We start from the raw sequence: 21003 nt of genomic DNA, 5'->3' as shown, positions 1-21003 counted from the left end.
CAGATCGGTGACCATGGCGAACCGACCGGCCCATCGGGTATTTGCAGCTCCTGTGCGCCTTAAACGGTTGAGTGTCCATCCTGTGGACCTGAATAAAACTACGGAGAGTTACAAAGCGGCCGTCGATAAAGGGCAATCCGGGCGCGAATGCAGCAGGATAGTGTTCTTCGCGGGGATCACCCCACCGTCCGAGAGGAACCGTCGCAGTGAAACTGGGTCTGCACATCGCCGATTTCACCTGGCCGGAAGGCGCGCCCCGGCTCGGGCCCGTGCTGGCCGACGTGGCCTCGGCCGCCGACGAGGCCGGCTTCGACCGCATCAGCGTCATGGACCACCTCTGGCAGATCTTCGGTACGCCGGAGAACGAGATGCTCGAGGCGTACACGACGCTCGGTTTTCTCGCTGCGCACACCAGCCGGGCCAAGCTGCTGACCTTGGTGACCGGTGTCGTCTACCGTGACCCCGGCCTGCTGGCCAAGGCGGTGACCACCCTGGACGTGCTCTCCGGTGGCCGGGCGATGCTCGGCATCGGCGCCGCCTGGAACGAGGAGGAGTCCCAGGGTCTGGGTCTGCTCTTCCCGCCCACCGCCGAGCGTTTCGAGCGCCTCGAGGAGGCTCTGCAGATCTGCCTGCAGATGTTCCACGGCGACGAGACCGCCTTCCACGGCAAGCACTACCAGCTGGGCCGGCTGCTGAACTCGCCGCTGCCGCTGTCCCGGCCGCACCCGCCGATCCTGATCGGTGGTGGCGGTGAGAAGAAGACGCTGCGCTTCGTCGCGAAGTACGCCGACTCGTGCAACCTCTTCGACAGCCACGAGGTCGCGCACAAGCTCGACGTCCTGCGGGAGCACTGCACCGCCGAGGGCCGCGACTACGACACCATCGAGAAGACCGCGATCCTCAACCTGGACCCGGGCGCCAAGGGTGAGCGGGTCGGCGAGGTGATCGCCGATCTGACCCGGCTGGCCGCTCTCGGCATCACCGTCGGACACGGCATGGTCGCCGGCGTCCACGATCTCGGCAAGATCGAGACGCTGCGGACCGAGGTCATGCCCGCGATCGAGGCGCTGTGACGGTGCGGGCGGTCGTTTTCGACCTCGACGGCGTCATCATCGACACCGAGGAGGTCTGGGAAGAGGTACGCCGCGGTTACGTCCTCGAGCACGGCAAGGCGTTCCTCCCGGACAGCCAGAGCCGGATGATGGGCATGAGCACGCCGGAGTGGTCCACCCACCTGAGCGCCGAGGTGGGCGTGCCCCGCAGTCCCGAGCAGGTCGCCGCGGACGTCCTGGGCCGGATGGCCGAGCGCTACCGCGCGGACCTGCCGCTGATCCCGGGCTCGGTCGACGCGGTCCGGCGCCTGGCCGCGCACTTCCCGGTGGCGCTGGCCAGCTCGTCCGCACGGATCCTCATCGACCAGGTCCTCGAGACGGCCGGACTGACCGGCACGTTCCGGGTGACTCTGTCCACCGAGGAGGTTCCGCGCGGCAAGCCGGCGCCGGACGTCTACGTGGCCGCCTGTGAGCAGCTGGGCTTCGCTCCGGAGGCCTGCGCGGCGGTCGAGGACTCGAGCAACGGCCTGCGCTCGGCCGGTGCCGCCGGGCTCGCGGTCATCGCCGTTCCGCACGGTGTCTACCCGCCCGCCGACGACGCGCTCGCGCTGGCGAGCCTGGTCATCGACGGCCTGGACGAGCTGACGATCGAAGTGGTCGAGAAGCTGCGCTGAGGCGACCGGCGGCGGTGTCGTAATCCGGAAGGTCGATGCCGCCGCTGCGGTCGCCCGCGATCCGGTAGGTCAGCTTCAGGAACCAGCCCTGGTTGTGCAGCCAGTTGCGGATCCGCAGACCACGGGCCGTGCGCGGCGCCAGGAAGTGTCCCGCGCCTGACCCGCCCCGCTGGGCCCGCCGGGCGAAGGGCTTGATGCGGGCCTCGTACCGGGCGAAGGCGACGGTGTGGTCACCGCCCGCGGCGGCCAGCTCACCGGCCAGGGTGTACGCCGCCACGACCGCCGTCCCGTTCCCCATGCCCCCGATCGTCGCGCCGCACGCCGCGTCACCGACCAGCACGATCCGCCCGCGCGACCACGGGTTGATGTCGACCCGGCAGATCTGGTCGAAGTAGAGGTCGCCGGCGTGGTCGAGGGCGTCGAGCAGCTCGGGCACCCGCCAGCCCAGCCCCGCGAAGTGCTCGCGCACGATCTGCTTCTGCGCGTCGCGGTCGTGCCGGTCGTAGGTGAGCTCCGGCGCCGAGAACGCGACGAAGGCCTGGTCGTCGCCGAGTGACGCGAGCCGTCCCGGAACGTTGTAGCCGACGGCTTCACGACCGGGAGCTTCCGGCACCTTCCACCCGGCGACGTAGTACCCGAGGTGCCGCACGAACTGCCGTTCCGGCCCGAAGGTCAGCCGCCGGACGTTCGAGTGCACTCCGTCTGCCCCGACGACCAGGTCGAACGTCCTGCGCAGCCCGCTGGCGAAGGTGACGTCGACACCGTCCGGGGTCTCGTCCAGCGCCGTGATGCTGTCGCCGAAGAGGTATTCCGTGCGGTCACCCGCAGCGGCGCAGAGGATCCGGGACAGGTCGCCGCGCAGGATCTCGATGTCCCCGCCGGCGAAGTCGGCCGGCATCTCCATCACCCGGTTGCCGTTCTCGTCGACAAAACGCATCACCGTGCCCCCGGTCTGCACCGCGCGCAGATCGTCGAGGACACCCATCTTGTCCAGCAGGCCCAGGTGCACCGGACCGCGGAAGTCGACCGCGTTGCCGCCCGTCCGCAGCTCCGGGGCGATCTCGACGATGGTCGGCCGGTAGCCGTGCCGGCCCAGCCAGTAAGCCAGCGCGGGCCCGGCGATGCTCGCACCGGAAATCAGGACGTCCATGGTTTCCCCAAACTGTGTCCGTCGGTATCAGTAATTTCTGTGTACGGTAGAGACAGTTGTCGCACAAGCGCAAGAGGGTGACCGGATGTCGGTGGAATTCCTGTGGGGTGACCGCGCTCGGCCCACCCGCGGCCCGAAGCCGACCATGAGCCTGGAGAGCATCGCCGACGCCGCGATCGTGCTGGCCGACGCCGAGGGTCTGGCCGCGCTCTCGATGCAGCGGGTCGCCGCCGACCTGGGCTTCACGAAGATGTCGCTCTACCGCTATCTGCCGGGCAAGGCCGAGCTGGTCGCGCTGATGGTCGAGCGGGCCATCGGCGAGCCGCCCGAGCTGCCGGCCAGTGGCTGGCGCGAGGGTCTGGTCGCCTGGTCGGAGCTGCTCTTCGCGGCCTACCTGCGGCACCCGTGGACGGTCGAGGCCACCGTGGGCCGCCGCCATCTGGGCCCGAACGAGCTCGGCTGGATGGAGTGCGCGCTGGCCCGGTTCGGTGCGGACTCACAGCTGACCGGGGCGGAGCGGCTCGACGCCATCGCGGTGCTGGCCGGTCACGCCCGGATGCTCGCCCAGCAGTCGGCCGCGCAGCTGGGGGAGGCGGAGATGACGCGCGCGATGGGTGAGGTCATGCAGGTGCACGGCGACCGCTTCCCGCACCTGACCGCCGCGATGCTGCAGACGGCCGCCGAGGGCGGGCAGAACCAGGCTTTCACCTTCGGCCTGCACCGCATCCTCGACGGCCTGGAAACCCTGCTCAGCCGGCGCAGCTGACCTTCGCGTCGGCCCAGTCGGCGTGGTCGAAGTTCTTGCCGTCGCCGCCGTCCGTCGCCCGCAGGGTCAGAATCTGCACGCCGGTGACGTCGGCCGCCAGGGTCGCGGCGGGGTCGGCGCTGCGCCGCACACCACTCGCGGCCAGCGCCCGACCATCGCCCAGGACCTGGAAGTCGGCCGAGCCCGACTGTGTCACCTCGTCGTCGATGCCGACCAGCGCGGAGAAAGCCGTGCAGGCGCCCCCGAGCCAGATCGTCACCTCGCCGGGTGAGTGCATCCCGAGGCCCTTCGCGTACGCGGTCCCGCGCAGCGTCAGGGGCCGGCCGTCGCCGCTGTCGGCCTCGCCGTTGGACTGGTCGCGCTCGACGGGTCCGTAACCGTTGCTCTCGGTCAGGAACGGCAGGTCGCTGACGGCTGCGGTCCCGGCCGGGTTCGCGGGGGGCACGAGCACGCGGACTGCCTGCTCCACGTGCACCGGGCGCTTCCCCGGGGTGTCCGGTGAGCCCGGATCGCCGGTGAAGGTGAACTCGGCGGCCACGGGCAGGTCGGTGAAGCCGGTCGCGAGGTCCGCCGGAGCGGTGAGCCGCCAGCTGCCGCGGAGCGAGTCACCGCCTCGCATGGACGAGTCGCGGACGGTCGCACCCGACACGGTCCAGCCCGCGGGCGGTGCGGGCGCCAGCGTCACACCGGTGATCGGACCGCCGGCCGGCAGGGTGAAGGTGGCCGCCACGGTGACGGTCCCACCTGGACGGACGTCGGCCGAGGCGGGGTCCACGGTGAGCGTGGTGGCGGGCACCCGCCGCACGGGCCGGTCGCACGTCGCCGATCCCGTGTAGGCGCACAGCACGGTCACGAAGCCGCCGTTGGCCCGCTCGGGGACCGAGAGGGTGTCGGTGCGGCGCACGATCCGGCTCTCCCGGACCAGCCCGTCGTCACCGTCGCGCAGGGTCTCCGCGAGGAAACGACCGTTGCCGAGGAAGTCGAGCTCGGTCGAGTACGTCTTGGCGGCGACCGCCGAGATGCCGCCGACGTACCAGCGGTCGTCGTGCCGCCGGGCGAACACCGTCTCCTGCCCCGGTGCTCCCGAGAGGAGCTTGCTCTCGTCCCACACGGTCGGCAACTGGCTCAGCGTGCGCAGTGCCTCGGGATGCGCCTCGTAGGTCTCCGGCCGGTCGGCGAGGTGCTGCCAGCCCGACTCGTAGACCAGCGCCAGGGCGACCTCGTGCGCGTCGGTGGTGTCGCGGTCGGTGACGGCCCAGGTCACCGGGGTGTAGTCCATGCCGCCGACCACGTTGCGGGTGAACGGGAAGATCGTGTTCTGCGCCGCCCGCGTCCGGAACTGCTCGGCGCCGCGGATCGCCTCGAGCGTCATGACGTGCGGCCAGGTGCGCTGCAGCCCGCGCGGGATCGTCGCACCGTGGAAGTTGATCATCAGGTGCTGCGCGGCGGTCGCGGCGAGGATGTCGTCGTACCAGCGGAAGCGGGCCTGGGAGTCGGAGTCCATGAAGTCGACCTTGACGCCGGCGACTCCCCAGGACTTGAGCAGCGGCAGCATCCGGTCGCGTTCCTGCACGGTGTCGAGTGAGGTCCAGTGGAACCAGAGCAGCACGTCGACGCCGCGGGCCCGGGCGTACCGGACGACGCTCGGCACCCACTCGGCGTTCCAGCCCTCGTCGATGAGCACGTAGGGCCAGCCGTTGCGGGCGGCGAAGTCGATGTACTGCCGCTGCCGCGCCGGGTCCGACGGGCTGCTGTGCTCGGACAGCCAGGACCAGGCGACCATGCCGGGACGCACCCACGAGGTGTCGGTGAGCTTCGACGGCGGCGCCAGGTCGTCGGTCAGCATCGACCCGGTCACCGTGGCGAGATCACCGACCGCGGCCGTCCGCCAGGGGGTCGCCAGCCGGCCGGTCGCGGTGATCTGCGCGTCGTCCAGCCTGATCCTGTACGCGCTCTCGCCGGCCACGTGGCTCAGCCGCGCCCCGTCGTAGCGTCCGTCCACGTCGGACTCGCTGAGCAGCACGTAGTCGGCTCCCACCTGCGCCAGCAGCGGGAACCCGTAGTCGCCGGTGGCGGCCGCACCCGCGGTGGTCTGCACCCGCGCGTTCTCGTAGTTGCTGTTGTACGGCAACACCCACGCCGGTGCCGCCACCGGCAGCGTGAACGAGGACGTCTCCCCGGTCACCGTCCCGCCCGACGGCAGCACGTACCGGTACGCGGCACCCTCGGCCGAGACCCGCACGACCACGTCGAGGTGCGCTCCGCGCGTACCGGTGAAGGAGAAGGTGGATTCGGTGAGGGTGACATCCCGTCGGAGCTGTTTGCCGGTGGTCTTCGTGTAGCGCTCGCGGACGGTGCGGTCGGCGCGCGAGACGAAGCTCAGCCCTGCGCTGAGATCGGCGTCCGTGGTGGTGATGCCGATCGGTGCGGGCGCCAGAACGGGGCTGCCGCGCAGGTCGACACCGAAGCTGAGGTGCCCGGTGTCGTCGAGGGCCAGCCGCGCGGTGACGGCCGCCCCCGGACCGGCGACGGACCAGGCTTGCGGGGCCGCGGCCGTGGCAGAACCAGGGATCAGGGCGGCGATGAGCGCCGCACCGAGCACAGTGGAGGACAGTCGCCTGAGGCGCATCGGATCTCCTTCGCGTCGAAGGTGACCATATTTCACGCGCGTTACCGAACTCCAGAAAAAATTGATGAACACCGATCCCGGCGCGTCCGGGAAGGACGCGCCGGGAGGGTGGCGTTACTGCGGGAGCTGCAGGCGCGGCTGGGCCTTGCGCTCGGCCGGTGCGATCGGGGCGGTGGTGACCACCGTGCCCGCCGGCGCCGGCTGCAGGGTCGCCTTGCCGCTGATCGGCAGTGTGAGGCGACTGGTCGCCAGATCCACCTTGACGGTCGCGCCGGTGTTCGCCGCCTCGGTGAACTCCGGGTCGCTCTGGGTCAGGACGAGACCCAGCGTGTGCCCGGCGGCCACGGTCGTGTCGGAGGCGCTGATCGGCACGGTCACCGTGTACCACCGGCCGGGCTGCAGCGGCGTGGTGAAGCGCAGCGACCGGTGGTGCGCCGCGTCGAGCCAGCCCCGGGTCAGCACCTCGTGGTCGGCGGTCGCGGTGCGCTCGGCCACGTCGAGGTAACAGGCGTCGTCGGCGGGTGTCGAGGCACCCCAGCAGGACTCCGTCGCCAGCGTCCGGACACCCTCACCGCGGCCGTAGTCGACGCGGGTCGCCGTGCCGTAGTCGACGAGCCGGGCCGTGAGCTGGGTCGTCGGCCGGTCGACCTGCACACGCAGGCGCACCGACGGCGTACCGGAGAGGCGCAGCGGGCTGGTCAGCGGGCCGTAGAGCAGGGCGATCCGGCCCGGCACCTCGGTCGAGGGTGACGCCACCGCGGCGTCCTCGGAGAGCGACTCGTCGGTGTACGAGACGACGGACGAGCCCAGACGCGCCGACACCGGCCGCGTGCCCGGCAGCGGCCAGTCGCGGGCCGAGGTGAACGTGCCGGGTGCGGTCTCGACGGTGGCCCGGGGCGCCCGCATCACGCCGTTGGGCAGGCCCTGCAACCAGAAGTCGAACCACTGGTGGAGCGTGTCGACCCACTCGGCCCGCCGCAGGTCGAACGGGTCCACGTGCCCGGTCTTGTGCAGCCAGATCTTGCGGGGCACGTGGTGCGCGGCCAGGTCCTGCCACCACTCCGCGAACTGCGGCGTGGTCACGTTCAGGTCGTTGACGCCGTGCACGACGAAGACGCTCGCGTGCACCTGGCCGGCCGACGGGCGGTAGTCGCGGGCCCGCCAGAAGGCGTTGTAGTCACCGGTCTCGTCGGCGCTGTCGTTCGCCAGCGAGGCCGTCACCGCCGCGCACTCCGCGATCCGGTCGCTGACCACGCCCTGCAGATAACCGGGGTAGCCCGACGAGCGCAGCGAGCCGTTGTAGCGCATGTAGTCGTACCAGCTGGAGATGGCCGCGATCGGGACGGTGGTCTCCAGGCCGCGCACCCCCGTCGCTGCCACGCCGTTGGCGATCGAGCCGTCCCAGGACTTGCCGATCATGCCGACCTTGCCGGTGCTCCACGCCCGCGCGGAAACCGGCGTCCCGTCGGCGGTGAAGCCCGGCGCCCGGCCGTTCAGCCAGTCGATCGCGGCCTTTGCCCCGGCCACCTCGGCCGGTCCGCCCACGTCCTCACAGCCGGTCGAGCGGTTGGTCCCGCTCAGATCCACACCGGCGAACGCGTACCCGCGGGGGACGAAGTAGTTGTCGTAGAAGAGCGGCTCCTTGCTGATCACGCCGTTCTCGTCGTACTCCTTGAGCTCGCCCTCGTTGCCGCGGCCGCAACAGGCGTAGTAGGGCGAGGCGTCCATGATCACGGGCACCTTGACCCCGGGTGCCGTCCGCGGGCGGACCAGGTCGACCGCCACCCGGTCGGGCACGCCGTCCTCGTCCGCGTCGGTCGGCGTCTGCACCCAGACGCTCTCCCGGATCGCGTCCGCGTAGTCGTAGACCGGCACCGTCTCGCCGCCACGGACGAAGGGTGGTGCGGCGGACGCGGGTGGGGGAGCGGTCAGGAAGCCGCCGAGAACAACAAGTGCCACGAGCAGAGCACGGGGTACGGCAACGGGCATGGTGGTCCTTCCGCCGTCAACGGGACATCCACCCCATTCGATCGCATCCGGGCGTACCAGAGAAGGCGATCTTCCGGTTTATCTGTCTGACACATACAAGGTGTGAATGATCTTCACGACGGGTATCCGCGTCTCCGACCGCACAGGAGGTGCCCGTGGAGACGCTTGCAGCTGAAGGGCTACGGCTGGATCTCGACGTATTCGACTACCTGATCCTCGCGATCTACTTCGCGACCGTGCTGGGCATCGGCTTCGCGGCGCGAAGAGCGATCAAGTCCAGCGCCGACTTCTTCCTCTCCGGCAGATCGATGCCGGCCTGGGTCACCGGCCTGGCCTTCGTCTCCGCCAACCTCGGCGCGCTCGAGATCATCGGCATGGCCGCCAACGGCGCCCAGTACGGCCTGATGACGCTGCACTACTACTGGATCGGCGCCGTGCCGGCCATGGTCTTCCTCGGCATCGTGATGATGCCCTTCTACTACGGCTCGAAGGTCCGCAGCGTCCCGGAATTCCTGCGGCTGCGCTTCAACCGCCCGACGCACCTCTTCAACGCGCTCAGCTTCGCCGTCGCCCAGGTGCTCATCGCCGGTGTCAACCTGTACGCCCTGGCACTCGTCCTGGACGCGCTGCTCGGCTGGCCGCTCTGGTTGTCGATCGTCATCGGCGCCGCGATCGTGCTGATCTACATCAGCATCGGCGGCCTGTCCTCGGCCATCTACAACGAGGTGCTGCAGTTCTTCGTCATCCTCGCCGGTCTGATCCCGATCACGATCGTCGGCCTCGTCAAGGTGGGCGGCATCGACGGGCTTTTCGACGCGGTCCGCGACAGCAAGCTCGGCGACGCGGCCCTGCACACCTGGCAGGGCACGGCCAGCTCCGACAACCCGCTGGGCGCCAACTGGATCGGCATCGTCTTCGGCCTCGGTTTTGTGCTGTCGTTCGGGTACTGGACGACCAACTTCGCCGAGGTGCAGCGGGCGCTCTCGGCCAAGGACATGAGCGCGGCCCGGCGGACCCCGATCATCGGCGCCTTCCCCAAGCTGCTCATCCCGGTCGTCACGGTCATCCCCGGCCTGATCGCGATCATCACGGTCAAGGGGCTGGGCGCCGACGAGGGCGACCTCGTCTACAACAACGCCATCCCGTTGCTGATGCGCGACCTGCTGCCCAACGGTGTGCTCGGTGTCGCGGTGACCGGTCTGATCGCCTCGTTCATGGCCGGTATGGCCGCCAACGTCAGCGGCTTCAACACCGTCTTCACCTACGACATCTGGCAGACCTACGTCCGCAAGGAACGGTCGGACGAGTACTACCTGCGGGTCGGCCGGTACGCCACCATCGGCGGCATCGTCGTCGGGATCGGCACCGCGTTCATCGCGGCCGGCTTCAGCAACATCATGAACTACATCCAGACACTCTTCTCGCTCTTCAACGCCCCGCTGTTCGCCACGTTCATCGTGGGCATGTTCTGGAAGCGGATGACCGCCTGGGCCGGCTTCTGGTCGCTGCTGCTCGGCACCGCCTCGTCGCTCACGCTCTACCTGCTCTACCTGGCCGACGTGGTGAAGTTCAACTCCGACCTGGAGGAGAGCTTCTGGGGCGCGGGCCTGGCCTTCGTCACCGCGGTGCTGGTCGCCGTGGTCGTGACGCTGGTGACCGAGTCCAAGCCCGAGAACGAGCTGCGCGGCCTCGTCTACGGCCTGGCCGGCACCACCACCGACGGCACCACGATCCTGGCCGCCGACAAGGTCTGGTGGCGCAACCCGGCGCTGCTCGGCGGCATCGCCGTGGTGCTCGCCTTCGTGCTCTACATCCCCGTCTGGTGACCTGCGCTCAAGAGAGGAGTTGTCATGGTTGAGGAGCCATTGGCCGAGGACCAGAAGAAGGTGTCCGCGGCGGCCCGCCTGTTCGACGTCCGCCGGGTCATCGGAGGCCTGTTCGTGGTCTACGGCGTGATCGTCACGCTGCTCGGCATCTTCGACAACAGCGCCGAGATCGACAAGGCGCAGGGGGTCCGGATCAACCTGTGGATGGGCCTCGCGATGCTCGCGCTGGGCGCGTTCTTCCTGGTCTGGCTCTGGTTGCGGCCCACCGAGATCCGGCCCGCGGCGGAGGAGAAGGAGTCCGACGGTACCCCGGAGGGCTCACCCGGGACCTGAATGGCAACCGGGGCAGGCCGTTTGATGGAGAAGCCGGTGCTGCTCGGGTGCAAGCGGGTTGCACAGGGTCCCGGAACCTTCCTGCCGGGACCCTGTGCTTCCGATACTCAAGGCATGGAACCCCTCGCCTCAGTAAGCCTCGCCAGCGGCGCCGCACAAAGGCCCGCCGGGTGGCAGATGCAGATTCGCGTCGACTACGCGGTCAACAAGGTCATGCAGACGCATCGCGGCCAGTCCGAGGATGCGGTTGCCCAGGCCATCCAGGATCAGCTTCGCAGTGTCGGCGTGGTGCCGAACGGCAGGCAGATCGCCCAGTACGCAGCGGTCATCAGTGCCTTGCCGCTGCTACCGCCCAACAACCGTACCCAGTGACCGCGTTTCCCCGGCTCAGCGGCGAGCGGGGAAGCGCAAGATCTTGTCGTCGCCATCCTGTACGTCGCCACGGCCGTCCGTGTTCGACGTGGTGAGCCACAGAGCGCCGTCCGGCGCGACGGCTACGGTTCGTAGCCGCCCGTACCGCTCGGACAACTCGGCCTTCGGCTCACCGCCGTCGAGCGGTACCGTCCACAGCCGCTGTCCCCGCAGCGCGGCGACGTACAGGGTGTCGCCGGCGATGGCCGCCCCGGACGGGGACGCCTCGTCGGTGGTCCAGGTGACGATCGGCTCCACGTACTTGCTGTTCTTACCCTTGCCCTTGCCCTCGACCTCGGGCCAGCCGTAGTTCCTGCCCGGCTCGATCTTGTTGACCTCGTCGAACCGGTTCTGGCCGAACTCGATGCCGTACATCGTTCCGTCCTCCGCCCAGGCGAGTCCCTGCACGTTGCGGTGACCCAGGCTGTAGACCGGCGAGCCCGCCTCCGGATTGCCCGGCGCGGGCTTGCCGTCCGGCGTGAGCCGCAGGATCTTGCCGTTGGTGTCGTCGGCATCCTGCGACGCGGTGCCGTCACCCGCGTCCCCGGTCCCCACGTAGAGCATCTTGTCCGGGCCGAAGGCGATCCGGCCGCCGTTGTGGATGCCGGCCTTGCCGATCCCGTCGAAGATCACTTCCGGGCGCCCGCCACCGAGCTTGAAGCGCACGATCCGGTTGTCGTCCTCCGCCGTGTAGTAGGCGTAGACCCATTCGGTCCTGGCGTAGTCCGCTGCCACCGCGAGCCCGAGCAGCCCGCCCTCGCCCGCCGCGGACACACCCGGCACCTCGAAGACCTTCTTCTTGCGGCCGTCCTTCACCTGGAGCACCTCGCCGCTGTCCCGCTCGGCCACCAGCGCGCTGCCGTCGGGCAGGAAGGCGAGCCCCCAGGGCGCCTCCAGCCCGGTGGCGACCGTCTCGGGCGCACCCAGATCCGGCGTCCCGCCGGTCGCCGACGGGGCTGCCGAGACCGATGGGGCCGGCGCGGCCGAGGTGGTCACCGGTGCGGCGGGAGCGGCCGCCTCGTCACTGGAACACGCGGCCAGAAATGCGGCGCTCGCAGCGATGATGGCTGTTCCCCAGCGAGTTTTTGTCCTGGTGGCGGTTGACATGAGTCCCACCGTGCCTCGCAGTCCTGGGAGAAACCTGAACAGGTACGGACCGTTATCAGATCTTCACCGATCCAGTCATTTGCATGCTTGACAGCCTCTCGGGCCCGCGGGAAGGGTCCACACACGACCTTGAATTCCCTGGAGGCTCACACCATGACCTCAGCCCGCTGGGCTACCGCCTGCGCTTTATCTCTCGTGACGGCGGCCGCAACGGTCCTGTCCGGGATCGCGCCGGCCGCCGCCGCACCACCCGAGGACACCCTCGCGGTGTACGTCGGCACCCTCGACTCACCTCAGCTCGAACGCCTGCGTGCGGTCGGCATCGACCATGACGAAAGTGCGGTGACCGCTGCCGCCGGTGGCAAGGTCGCCGTCGAGACCATCCTCGGCAAGCACCAGGCCGACCGGCTGATCGCCGCCGGTGTGCCGCTGACCGAGAAGCGCACCTCGTCGGCCATGCGCAAGCAGGCCGCCGCCGCGCCGACCGTCTTCCGGCAGTACAACACCCCGGGCGGCATCCGTGACGAGCTCGCCGCCACGGCCGCCCGCAACCCGCGCCTGGCCAAGCTCATCACGATCGGCAAGACGCGCAAGGGCGTACCGATCCAGGGTGTGAAGGTCACGCGCGACGCGCGGATCGTGCCCGACGGCCGGCGCCCCGCCGCGATCTACCTCGGCGGCCAGCACGCCCGCGAGTGGATCACCCCGGAGATGAACCGCCGCCTGCTGCACTACGTGCTCGACAACTACGGCAAGGACGCGGCGCTGACCCGGCTGGTCGACACCACCGAGCTGTACTTCCTGCCGGTGGTCAACCCGGACGGCTACGACTTCACCTTCACCGAGGGCAACCGCCTGTGGCGCAAGAACCTGCGTGACAACAACGGCGACGGCCAGATCACCCCGGGCGACGGCGTCGACCTCAACCGCAACTTCGCGGAGAAGTGGGGTTACGACAACGAGGGTTCGTCGCCCGACCCGGCCAGCGAGACCTACCGGGGCCCGTCCCCGGGCTCCGAGCCGGAGACCAAGGCGCTCGACGGGTTCTTCAAGAAGGTCCAGGCCGAGTTCCTGGTCAACTACCACTCGGCCGCCGAGCTGCTGCTCTACGGCATCGGCTGGCAGGTCAGCACGCCGAGCCCGGACGACCAGATCGCCATCGCCATGGCCGGCGACGACGCCCACCCGGCGATCGCGGGTTACGACCCGGACATCTCCGCCGAGCTCTACACCACCAACGGCGACACGGACTTCCACGCCCAGGTGCGGACCGGCGCGATCGGCTTCACCCCCGAGATGAGCACCTGCGAGACCATCTCGAACCTGTACCCGGACGACCAGTGGAACGCCGCCGACTGCCAGAGCGGCTTCAACTTCCCGGACGACGAGAAGCTGATCCAGGACGAGTTCGTCAAGAACCTGCCGTTCGCGTTGTCGGTGGCCAAGTCGGCGCAGACCCCGGACAACCCCGTCTCGGTCGTCGGCCGCAGCACCGCGGACCTCACCGTCGACGCGTTCGACACCTCGTACGGCTCGCGTCAGCAGGTGGCCGTCAGCGCACGCCGCAGCCTGCGCGACGTCACCCTGCACTACAAGGTCAACGGTGGCCGTGAGCGCACCGAGGGCACCCGTGAGTGGAAGGGCGGCGAGCGTTACGGCGACGGCATCGACAAGTACTTCGCCGAACGCCGGGGTGTCGTGCCCAAGGCGCGCGCCAAGGACAAGGTGCAGGTCTGGTTCACCGCCCGCAAGGGCCGCCAGACCGTGAAGTCGGCACCCTTCACCTACACGGTCGCCGACAAGATCGGTGGTGACGTGCTGGTGCTCGCCGCCGAGGACGTCACCGGTGTCTCCCCGGCGAACACCGACGGCGCGACCAGCGCCCGGTACGCCGACGAGCACGTGGCGGCGCTCAAGGCCGCCGGCAAGCGCGCCGACGTCTACGACATGGACCTCAACGGCCGCAAGGCACCGCACCCGCTGGGTGTGCTCTCGCACTACAAGGCCGTCGTCTGGGAGACCGGCGACGACATCATCCCGCGCGCGTCCGGTCAGCCGGGCGGCACGGTGGCCCGGTCGGCGCTCGAGACCGAGCTGTCCGTCCGTGACTACCTGAACGAGGGCGGCAAGCTGCTGCTCAGCGGCAAGTACGCCGGCTTCGCCCAGGGCGCCAACGGTGCCTACGTCTACAAGCCGGAGGGGCCGGGGGAGTGCACCGACGCCGCCGACCCGACCTGTCTGCCGATCGCGAACGACTTCCAGCAGTACTGGCTGGGGGCGTACTCGTACGTCGACGACGGCGGCACCAACGCGGACGGTGTCCCGAACCCGGTGGTCGGCACCTCGGGCGCCTTCACGGGGTACAAGGGCACGCCGGCCGGTGACCACACCGCGGCGTTCCTGTCCACGTCGAGCTTCCTGCCGAAGGCGGAGTTCCCGCAGTTCAGCAGCGAGGCACCCCTCGACTGGCAGACCTCCGGCGCCTCGCCGTACGACCCGTACGACGGTGACTGGTACCTGTGGAGCGGTCAGGCCGACGTCTCCTACAAGCGGCTCACCAAGACGGTCGACCTGAGCGCCGCGACGGCCGCACGCCTGAAGTTCCAGACGTCGTTCGACACCGAGGCCGGCTGGGACTTCATGTTCGTCGAGGCCCACGAGGTCGGCACCGACAACTGGACGACACTGCCCGACGCGGGTGGGCTGACCACGACCGAGACCGGTGACAGCTGCCAGTCCGGCATCGAGACCATCCACCCGTTCCTCACCCACTACCAGGGCGCGGAGTGCAGCCCGACCGGCACCACCGGCACCTGGAACGCCGCGACCGGCTCGAGCAACGGCTGGAAGCAGTTCGACGCCGACCTGTCCGCGTACGCGGGCAAGCAGGTCGAGCTCTCGATCTCGTACATGTCCGACTGGGGCACCCAGGGCCTGGGCGTCTTCCTGGACGACGTGCGCGTGGAGATCGGCGGCGCCGTGGCGCAGCAGACCTCGTTCGAGACGGACCTCGGCGGCTGGACCGTCGCCGGCCCGCCGCCGGGCTCGGGTGTGAACAGCTCGGACTGGTCGCGGAGTCAGCTCGCGTTCGACTCCGGCGCGGGTACGACCACCGCGGACAGCGTCTACCTGGGCTTCGGCCTCGAGGGCCTGACCGTGGCGGAACGCAACGACCTGGTCCGCCGGGCCCTGCGTCACCTGAAGGTGTAACCCCTTTCGGCTGGATTTCCGCTCAACCGCAGACCGCGCCGCGCGCTTGCTCTAGACAGGAGGCGCGCGGCGCGCCTGCCGTGCAGGGCGGAGAGACAACCGGTGCGAGCAACGACACGGCCGATCCTGGCCGCGTTCCTTACTGTCCTGGCAGCGGTGGCCTCGGTCGCGGCCCCCGCCCGCGCGGCGCGGGGAGCGGCACCCGTCTGGAAACCCTGCGCCGAGGATGCGACCGTGCAGTGCGCCTCGCTGAAGGTCCCGGTCGACTGGGCTGCCCCGTACGGTCCGTCGATCCAGGTGGCGGTGGCCCGCCGGCCGGCCGCCGATCCGAAGAACCGCATCGGCACACTGCTGGTCAACCCGGGTGGTCCCGGCGGCTCGGGGGTCGACTTCACCCTCGACAGCACCTCGTACTTCAGCCCTGAGCTGCGCAAACGTTTCGACATCGTCGGCTTCGACCCGCGCGGTGTCTCCCGCAGCAACCCGATCGTCTGCACGACCACGCTGCTGACGGCGGCGCCGCCGATCACGATCGACACCGCCGCGCAGTACACGACGGCGGTCGCGTACAACCGGCGGCTGGCGGACGACTGCGCCGAGCAGACCGGCCCGCTCTTCGGGCACGTCGACACGCTCAGCATCGTGCGGGACACCGAGGCGCTGCGGGCCGCGCTCGGCGAGGACAAGATCAGCTTCTACGGCGCGTCGTACGGGACCCTGCTGGGTGAGCAGTACGCCGCCCGCTACCCGCAGCGGATCCGCGCGCTGGTCCTGGACAGCGTGATGGACCACAGCCGCGACATCGACGGTTTCCTCAGCGCCGAGGCCCTCGCCGTCCAGGGCTCGTTCGACCAGTTCGTCCGGTGGTGCGACCGCAGCACCGAATGCGCGGTCCACGGCCGCGACGTGCGCAAACTCTGGGACGGCCTGCTCGCCTCGGCCCGCCGCGGCACGCTGAAGGACCCGTACTCGCCGACGTACAAACTCAGCGTCTACGAGCTGACCAACGTCGCGTTCGGCTCCTTCTACGACCCGCAGTGGCACTCGCTGGGAATCTTCATCAAGGAAGCGGTCGCCGGGGTCGCCGGCAAACGCGCCCGTGCCGTCGTCGACGTCAGCGAGCACATCTTCCCGGCCGCGTTCTGCGACGACTGGGTGGTGCCCGTCACCGGGTACGCGGATCTGCGCTCCCGGATGGCGCGGGCCGCTGGCCGCGCCCCGCAGATGGGCTTCTCGCCGCTCGCGCTCTCCTCGGTCAACGGCTGCCTGGGCTGGACCCGCGGCACGAGCAACCCGCAGGTGCGGCTCCCGACCGCGCGGACCGGCCCGGTCCTGCTGGTCAACGCCCGGTACGACCCAGCCACGCCGCACGTCTGGGCCCGTAACGTCGCCGCCCAGCTCGGGCCGAAGGCCTCGCTGCTGACCTACGAGGGCTGGGGCCACACGGTCTACGGGCGCAGCGACTGCATCAACGCGGTCGTCGACCGGTACCTGCTGACGCTCAAGCCGGCCGCGACCGGGGCGAGCTGCCCGGCGATCGAGCCCAAGGCGGCGGGCGTAGGCTAGGGGTATCGTTAGCCTGGCTAAGTACCCAGGAGGAGGCGTCGTGCCCGATTCCCCCGCACCGGCTCGACTGCTCGCACCGGCTCGACGGTGAGCCGCCGCGCGCCCAGGGCCACCATCGATCCCGACGTTCGCAAGACCTGGCTGCGCCGTGCGCTGCCGATCGTCAAGGCCCACCGCGGCCTGCTGATCACCTCGCTGGTGCTGAGCTTCGCCGGCCTGGTCGTGCAGGTGCAGATCCCCAACCTGGTCCGCATCGGCATCGACAAGGCCATCGTCGACCGCGCCGCCGACCTGCCCGTCTACGTCTGGTGGATCGTCGGCCTCGCCCTGCTCCAAGGCGTGATCAACTTCCTGGCCCGGCTCTACCTGCTGCGCACCGCGTACGAACTCGAGTACGACCTGCGCAACATCGTGTACGCCCACCTGGCCCGGATGCCGTTCGGCTTCTTCGACCGCGTCCAGTCCGGCGAGCTGATGTCCCGGTCCAGCTCCGACATCCGCGCCGTCCAGATGTACCTGTCGTTCGGCCCGTCGATCCTGGTCCAGTGCCTGATCGCGGTGGTCGCGTTCGGGCTGATGCTCTCGATCAACGTGCCGCTGGCGATCGTGGCGATGGCGACGATGCCGGTCATCGGGTTCCTCGGTGTCGGCATGCGCAAGGCCATCTTCCCGGTGTCGTGGCTGATCCAGGCCCGGCTGGCCCGCCTCGCCACCGTCGTCGACGAGAACATCCAGGGTGTCCGCATCGTCAAGGCGTTCGCGGCCGAGGGGCGGCAGCTGCGCATGCTCGCCGAGGCCGCCGACAGCATCCGGTGGGCGTACCTCCAGGACGCCCGGATCCGCAGCCGCTGGAACCCGGTGCTCGACAACCTGCCCCGCCTCGGGCTGGCGCTGGTGCTGCTGGTCGGCGGTCTGATGGTCATCGACGGCAGCACCACGGTCGGCACGATCGTCGCCTTCAACTCCTACGTGCTGATGCTCCAGCCGCCGTTCCGGATGCTCGGCATGATGATCATGATGGGTCAGCGGGCTTCGGCGTCGGCCCGGCGCATCTACGAGATCCTCGACACGCCCAGCGACGTCGTCGACCCGGCCGCCCCGGTCGACGCCGTGCTGCGGGGCGACGTCCGGTTCGAGGGCGTGCGGTTCGCGTACCCGAACGGCACCCCGGCCCTCGACGGCCTGGACCTGCACGTCAGGCCGGGCGAGACGGTCGCCGTGGTCGGCGCGACCGGCTCCGGCAAGTCGACCCTCGGGCGGCTGCTCGCCCGCTACTACGACGTGACCGGCGGGCGGGTGGTCATCGACGGGCACGACGTCCGCACGTTGCGGCTGGCCGGGCTCCGGGACCAGGTCGGCATCGTCCCCGACGAGCCGTTCCTCTTCTCCCTCTCCCTGCACGACAACATCGCGTACGGGCGCCCGGACGCGAGCCGCGACGACGTGATCGCCGCCGCGACCGCCGCGGGCGCCGACGACTTCGTCCGGGACCTGCCCGAGGGTTACGACACGGTGGTCGGCGAGCGCGGCTACACCCTCTCGGGCGGCCAGCGGCAGCGGATCGCCATCGCCCGGGCCCTGCTGGTCAACCCGCCGGTGCTGGTCCTCGACGACGCGACCAGCGCCATCGACGTAACGGTCGAGCAGCGCATCCACCGGTCGTTACGCGAGCAGCTGCGCGGCCGGACCACCCTGATCGTCGCGCACCGCCTCTCGACGATCGGCCTGGCCGACCGGGTCGTCCTGGTCGAGGGCGGCCGCATCGTCGCCGACGGCACCCACGAGTCCCTGCTCGCCACCGAACCGCGGTATGCCCGCGTCCTCGCCTCCTCGGAGGTGACGGCATGAGCATGTTCGGCGGCGGCTTCGGCGGTTTCAACCCGGGCGGGCGCCCGTCCATGGGTGCCGCCGGCCGCAAGGGCAACGGCCTGCCGTTCGCCGGCATCCCGCCGGACCTGGCCGAAGGTGTCGCCAAGCTCGAAGCCCGCGAACCCGGCCACGGCGACCCGCAGGCACCCTTCGACCCGGTCGCCGACACCGGGCGCAAGGTCACGCTGCTCCGCCTGGTGATCGGCCGGAAGGGCCTGCTCGTCGCGGCGCTCCTGGCCATCCTCGTGGAAACGCTGCTGCTCCAAGCCGGCCCCTACCTCGTACAGGTCGGCATCGACCACGGCATCGCCGCCCGCAACGTCACCGTCCTGTCCGTCGCCACGGGCGCCTTCGTCGCGGCGGTGCTCCTGACCGGCCTGGCCACGGCCGTCCGCATGCGCCAGAGCGGCCGCCTCGCCGCGTCCGCCACCCGCGACCTGCGCATCCGCATCTTCGCCCACCTGCAACGAATGTCCCTCGACTACTACACGTCCGAGAAGGCCGGCGTCACGATGACCCGGATGACCTCCGACGTGGAGTCACTGCAGTCCCTGCTGGCGGACGGCTTCGCCCAGTTCGTCATCCAGGCCCTGACGATGGTCGTCGTCACCGGGGTGCTGTTCCACTACAACGCCGGGCTCGCCGTGATCACGCTGCTGCTGGTCGTACCGCCCCTGCTCCTCGCGTCCCTGTGGTTCCGCCGCGCCGCCGACCAGGGCTACAACCGCCAGCGCGACGCCATCGCCACCATGTTCGCCGACCTCTCCGAAAGCCTCAACGGCGTCCGCGTCGTCACCGCCCACAACCGCCAGGACCGCAACATCGTCGCCCACCGCGAGGTCGTCGGCGGATACCGCGACGCCAACGACTTCACCGGCCGCATCAACGCCGTCTACGGCCCCGGCACGTCCGTGATCGGCCTCCTCGGCATGGCAGCGTTGCTCCTCATCGGCGGCCGCATGGTCCTGCGCGGCGAGCTGAGCATCGGCGAACTCACGGCCTTCGTCCTCTACCTGAACGCCTTCTTCCAGCCGGTCCAGCAGTTGGTCCAGCTCTACACCCAGTACCAGCAGGCCCGAGCCGCAGTAGGCAAGATCAACGGCCTCCTGGGCACGCCCTCCACGATCGTCCAGCGCCCCTCCGCCACCGATCTCCCTCCGGTACGCGGTGAAATCGTCTTCTCCGACGTCACGTTCGCCTACGTCCCCGGCCGCCCGGTCCTCTCCGGCGTCAACCTCCACATCGCGCCGGGCGAAACCGTCGCCTGCGTAGGCCCGACCGGCGCAGGCAAGTCAACCCTGGCCAAGCTGGTCACCCGCCTCTACGACCCCACCGCCGGCGCGATCCTGATCGACGGTTATGACCTCCGCGACGTGACCCTGGCGTCGCTGCGCCGCCAGATCGGCGTCGTGCCCCAAGAGCCGTTCCTCTTCGCAGGCACCCTGCGCGACAACATCGCCTTCGCCCGCCCCACGACCACGGACGCGGAGGTCTGGGCCGCGGTCGACGCCGTGGGCCTCCGCGACCTGGTCGAACGCTCACCCGAAGGCCTGCTGACGCCCTTGCACGAGCGCGGCCAATCGGTGTCGTCGGGGGAGCGTCAACTGTTGGCGCTGGCCCGAGCCTTCCTGGCCGAACCGCGCGTGGTCGTCCTCGACGAAGCAACCTCGAGCCTGGACCTCAACACCGAGCTTCGGGTGGAGGCCGCCCTGGACCGTCTCCTCCAAGGCCGAACAGCGATCCTCGTCGCCCACCGTTTGTCCACCGCGATGCGCGCCGACCGCATCATCGTCGTCGACAACCACCAGATCCTGGAAACAGGAACCCACACCGAACTGCTATCCGCGAACGGCCCCTACGCCCACATGTACGCCACCTGGTCCTCCCACTCCACGCCCTAACTCGGTGCCCAGCTGGGCTCCTCGGTCTGCTCCTCGAAGATTTCGGCCTGCTTCAACTCGAGCAGCGCGCCGAGGAACCGCACGACGCGCCAAACACCGAGGGCAACCAGCGTGACGGCTCCGACCAGCAGGCCCAGCCCGGCCGAGGTCGTGAAGAGCCCGGCGAGTGCCGCCATGACGATCGTGATCAGCGTGTCGAACCAGGTGACATTGGTGCGCAGAGTCATCCGGACCAGTAGTAGGAAGTGCTTTATCCGACCTCGCACGCGCTGGACACGATCGAGGGGGTCGATCCGGTCGCTGATTTGGGCGGGCTGATGGGAGCACGGACCTGGCAGGGGTCGGGTGGCTGTTCACGAGCCCTGGGCGAGTGGCCGCCCGGCCCCGGTCCCCGCGGGAGCGACGGCCAGGGCCACGCACGGACCGTGGCAATGAAGCTCTTGACCTTGGTGGAGACGAGCCCGTCCCCGCGGGAGCGATGGTCGGTGCCATGCACCCACCGGGGCAATGAAGATCTGAA

Annotated in this window: 15 protein-coding genes; 10 read left to right on the top strand and 5 right to left on the bottom strand. The window is 69.8% G+C overall.

Going from position 1 to position 21003, the window contains the following annotated elements; translation table 11 throughout:
• Positions 1-206: 206 nt before the first annotated feature.
• Together AFR_RS31930 and AFR_RS31925 are read left to right on the top strand one after the other, a co-directional pair.
• Positions 207-1073, top strand: a complete 867-nt coding sequence (locus AFR_RS31930) for an LLM class F420-dependent oxidoreductase (protein WP_023560951.1) — start codon at positions 207-209, stop codon at positions 1071-1073.
• A complete protein-coding gene (locus AFR_RS31925) occupies positions 1070-1726 on the top strand; it encodes an HAD family hydrolase (protein ID WP_023560950.1) in 657 nt (218 codons plus the stop codon). The genes AFR_RS31930 and AFR_RS31925 overlap by 4 nt, the downstream gene beginning before the upstream one ends.
• Here the strand turns inward: AFR_RS31925 and AFR_RS31920 are convergent.
• Complete coding sequence (locus AFR_RS31920) at positions 1674-2876, bottom strand: FAD-dependent monooxygenase (RefSeq protein WP_023560949.1); 1203 nt, start codon at positions 2874-2876, stop codon at positions 1674-1676. The genes AFR_RS31925 and AFR_RS31920 overlap by 53 nt on opposite strands.
• A gap of 85 nt (positions 2877-2961) precedes the next feature.
• Between AFR_RS31920 and AFR_RS31915 the strand changes: the two genes are divergently transcribed.
• Complete coding sequence (locus AFR_RS31915; protein WP_023560948.1) at positions 2962-3642, top strand: TetR/AcrR family transcriptional regulator; 681 nt, start codon at positions 2962-2964, stop codon at positions 3640-3642.
• Here AFR_RS31915 and AFR_RS31910 read toward each other — a convergent pair.
• Positions 3626-6271, bottom strand: a complete 2646-nt coding sequence (locus tag AFR_RS31910; RefSeq protein WP_023560947.1) for an NPCBM/NEW2 domain-containing protein — start codon at positions 6269-6271, stop codon at positions 3626-3628. The two genes, AFR_RS31915 and AFR_RS31910, sit on opposite strands and share 17 nt — an antisense overlap.
• 114 nt (positions 6272-6385) lie before the next feature.
• Positions 6386-8260 (bottom strand): Xaa-Pro dipeptidyl-peptidase, encoded by a 1875-nt coding sequence (locus AFR_RS31905; protein WP_023560946.1) that lies wholly within the window; start codon positions 8258-8260, stop codon positions 6386-6388.
• Positions 8261-8415: 155 nt separating this feature from the next.
• On the opposite strand from AFR_RS31905, the gene AFR_RS31900 reads away from it, so the two are divergent.
• From AFR_RS31900 to AFR_RS31890, 3 genes are all read left to right on the top strand, one after another.
• Positions 8416-10086 carry a sodium:solute symporter family protein gene (locus AFR_RS31900; RefSeq protein WP_023560945.1) on the top strand — a complete coding sequence of 557 codons (1671 nt, stop codon included), beginning with the start codon at positions 8416-8418 and terminating at the stop codon, positions 10084-10086.
• Positions 10087-10110: 24 nt separating this feature from the next.
• The gene (locus tag AFR_RS31895; RefSeq protein ID WP_041841293.1) at positions 10111-10419 is read left to right on the top strand and encodes a hypothetical protein; all 309 of its coding nucleotides are present in this window, start codon (positions 10111-10113) and stop codon (positions 10417-10419) included.
• 114 nt (positions 10420-10533) lie between these two features.
• Positions 10534-10791: a hypothetical protein gene (locus AFR_RS31890; protein ID WP_238547163.1), complete on the top strand. Its 258-nt coding sequence runs from the start codon at positions 10534-10536 to the stop codon at positions 10789-10791.
• A 15-nt stretch (positions 10792-10806) separates the two neighbouring features.
• Here AFR_RS31890 and AFR_RS31885 read toward each other — a convergent pair whose 3' ends face one another.
• Positions 10807-11937: a PQQ-dependent sugar dehydrogenase gene (locus AFR_RS31885; protein ID WP_041841292.1), complete on the bottom strand. Its 1131-nt coding sequence runs from the start codon at positions 11935-11937 to the stop codon at positions 10807-10809.
• 153 nt (positions 11938-12090) lie between these two features.
• On the opposite strand from AFR_RS31885, the gene AFR_RS31880 reads away from it, so the two are divergent.
• The 4 genes from AFR_RS31880 (at position 12091) to AFR_RS31865 (ending at position 20483) form a co-directional block, all read left to right on the top strand.
• Complete coding sequence (locus AFR_RS31880; protein ID WP_041841291.1) at positions 12091-15147, top strand: M14 family zinc carboxypeptidase; 3057 nt, start codon at positions 12091-12093, stop codon at positions 15145-15147.
• A 102-nt stretch (positions 15148-15249) separates the two neighbouring features.
• On the top strand, positions 15250-16713 hold the full coding sequence (locus tag AFR_RS31875; protein ID WP_041841290.1) for an alpha/beta hydrolase: 1464 nt from the start codon (positions 15250-15252) through the stop codon (positions 16711-16713).
• Between the two features lie 87 nt (positions 16714-16800).
• A complete protein-coding gene (locus tag AFR_RS31870) occupies positions 16801-18561 on the top strand; it encodes an ABC transporter ATP-binding protein (protein ID WP_023560939.1) in 1761 nt (586 codons plus the stop codon).
• On the top strand, positions 18558-20483 hold the full coding sequence (locus tag AFR_RS31865) for an ABC transporter ATP-binding protein (RefSeq protein WP_023560938.1): 1926 nt from the start codon (positions 18558-18560) through the stop codon (positions 20481-20483). Before AFR_RS31870 ends, AFR_RS31865 begins: the two co-directional genes overlap by 4 nt.
• On the opposite strand, the gene AFR_RS31860 is transcribed toward AFR_RS31865, so the two are convergent.
• Entirely contained in the window at positions 20480-20710 is a 231-nt protein-coding gene (locus tag AFR_RS31860; protein ID WP_023560937.1) for a hypothetical protein, read from the bottom strand. The genes AFR_RS31865 and AFR_RS31860 overlap by 4 nt on opposite strands.
• Positions 20711-21003 lie beyond the last annotated feature (293 nt).

The sequence above is a fragment of the Amorphoplanes friuliensis DSM 7358 genome (assembly GCF_000494755.1).
Lineage (GTDB): Bacteria > Actinomycetota > Actinomycetes > Mycobacteriales > Micromonosporaceae > Actinoplanes > Actinoplanes friuliensis.
This window is presented reverse-complemented; position numbering and strand designations above follow the sequence as displayed.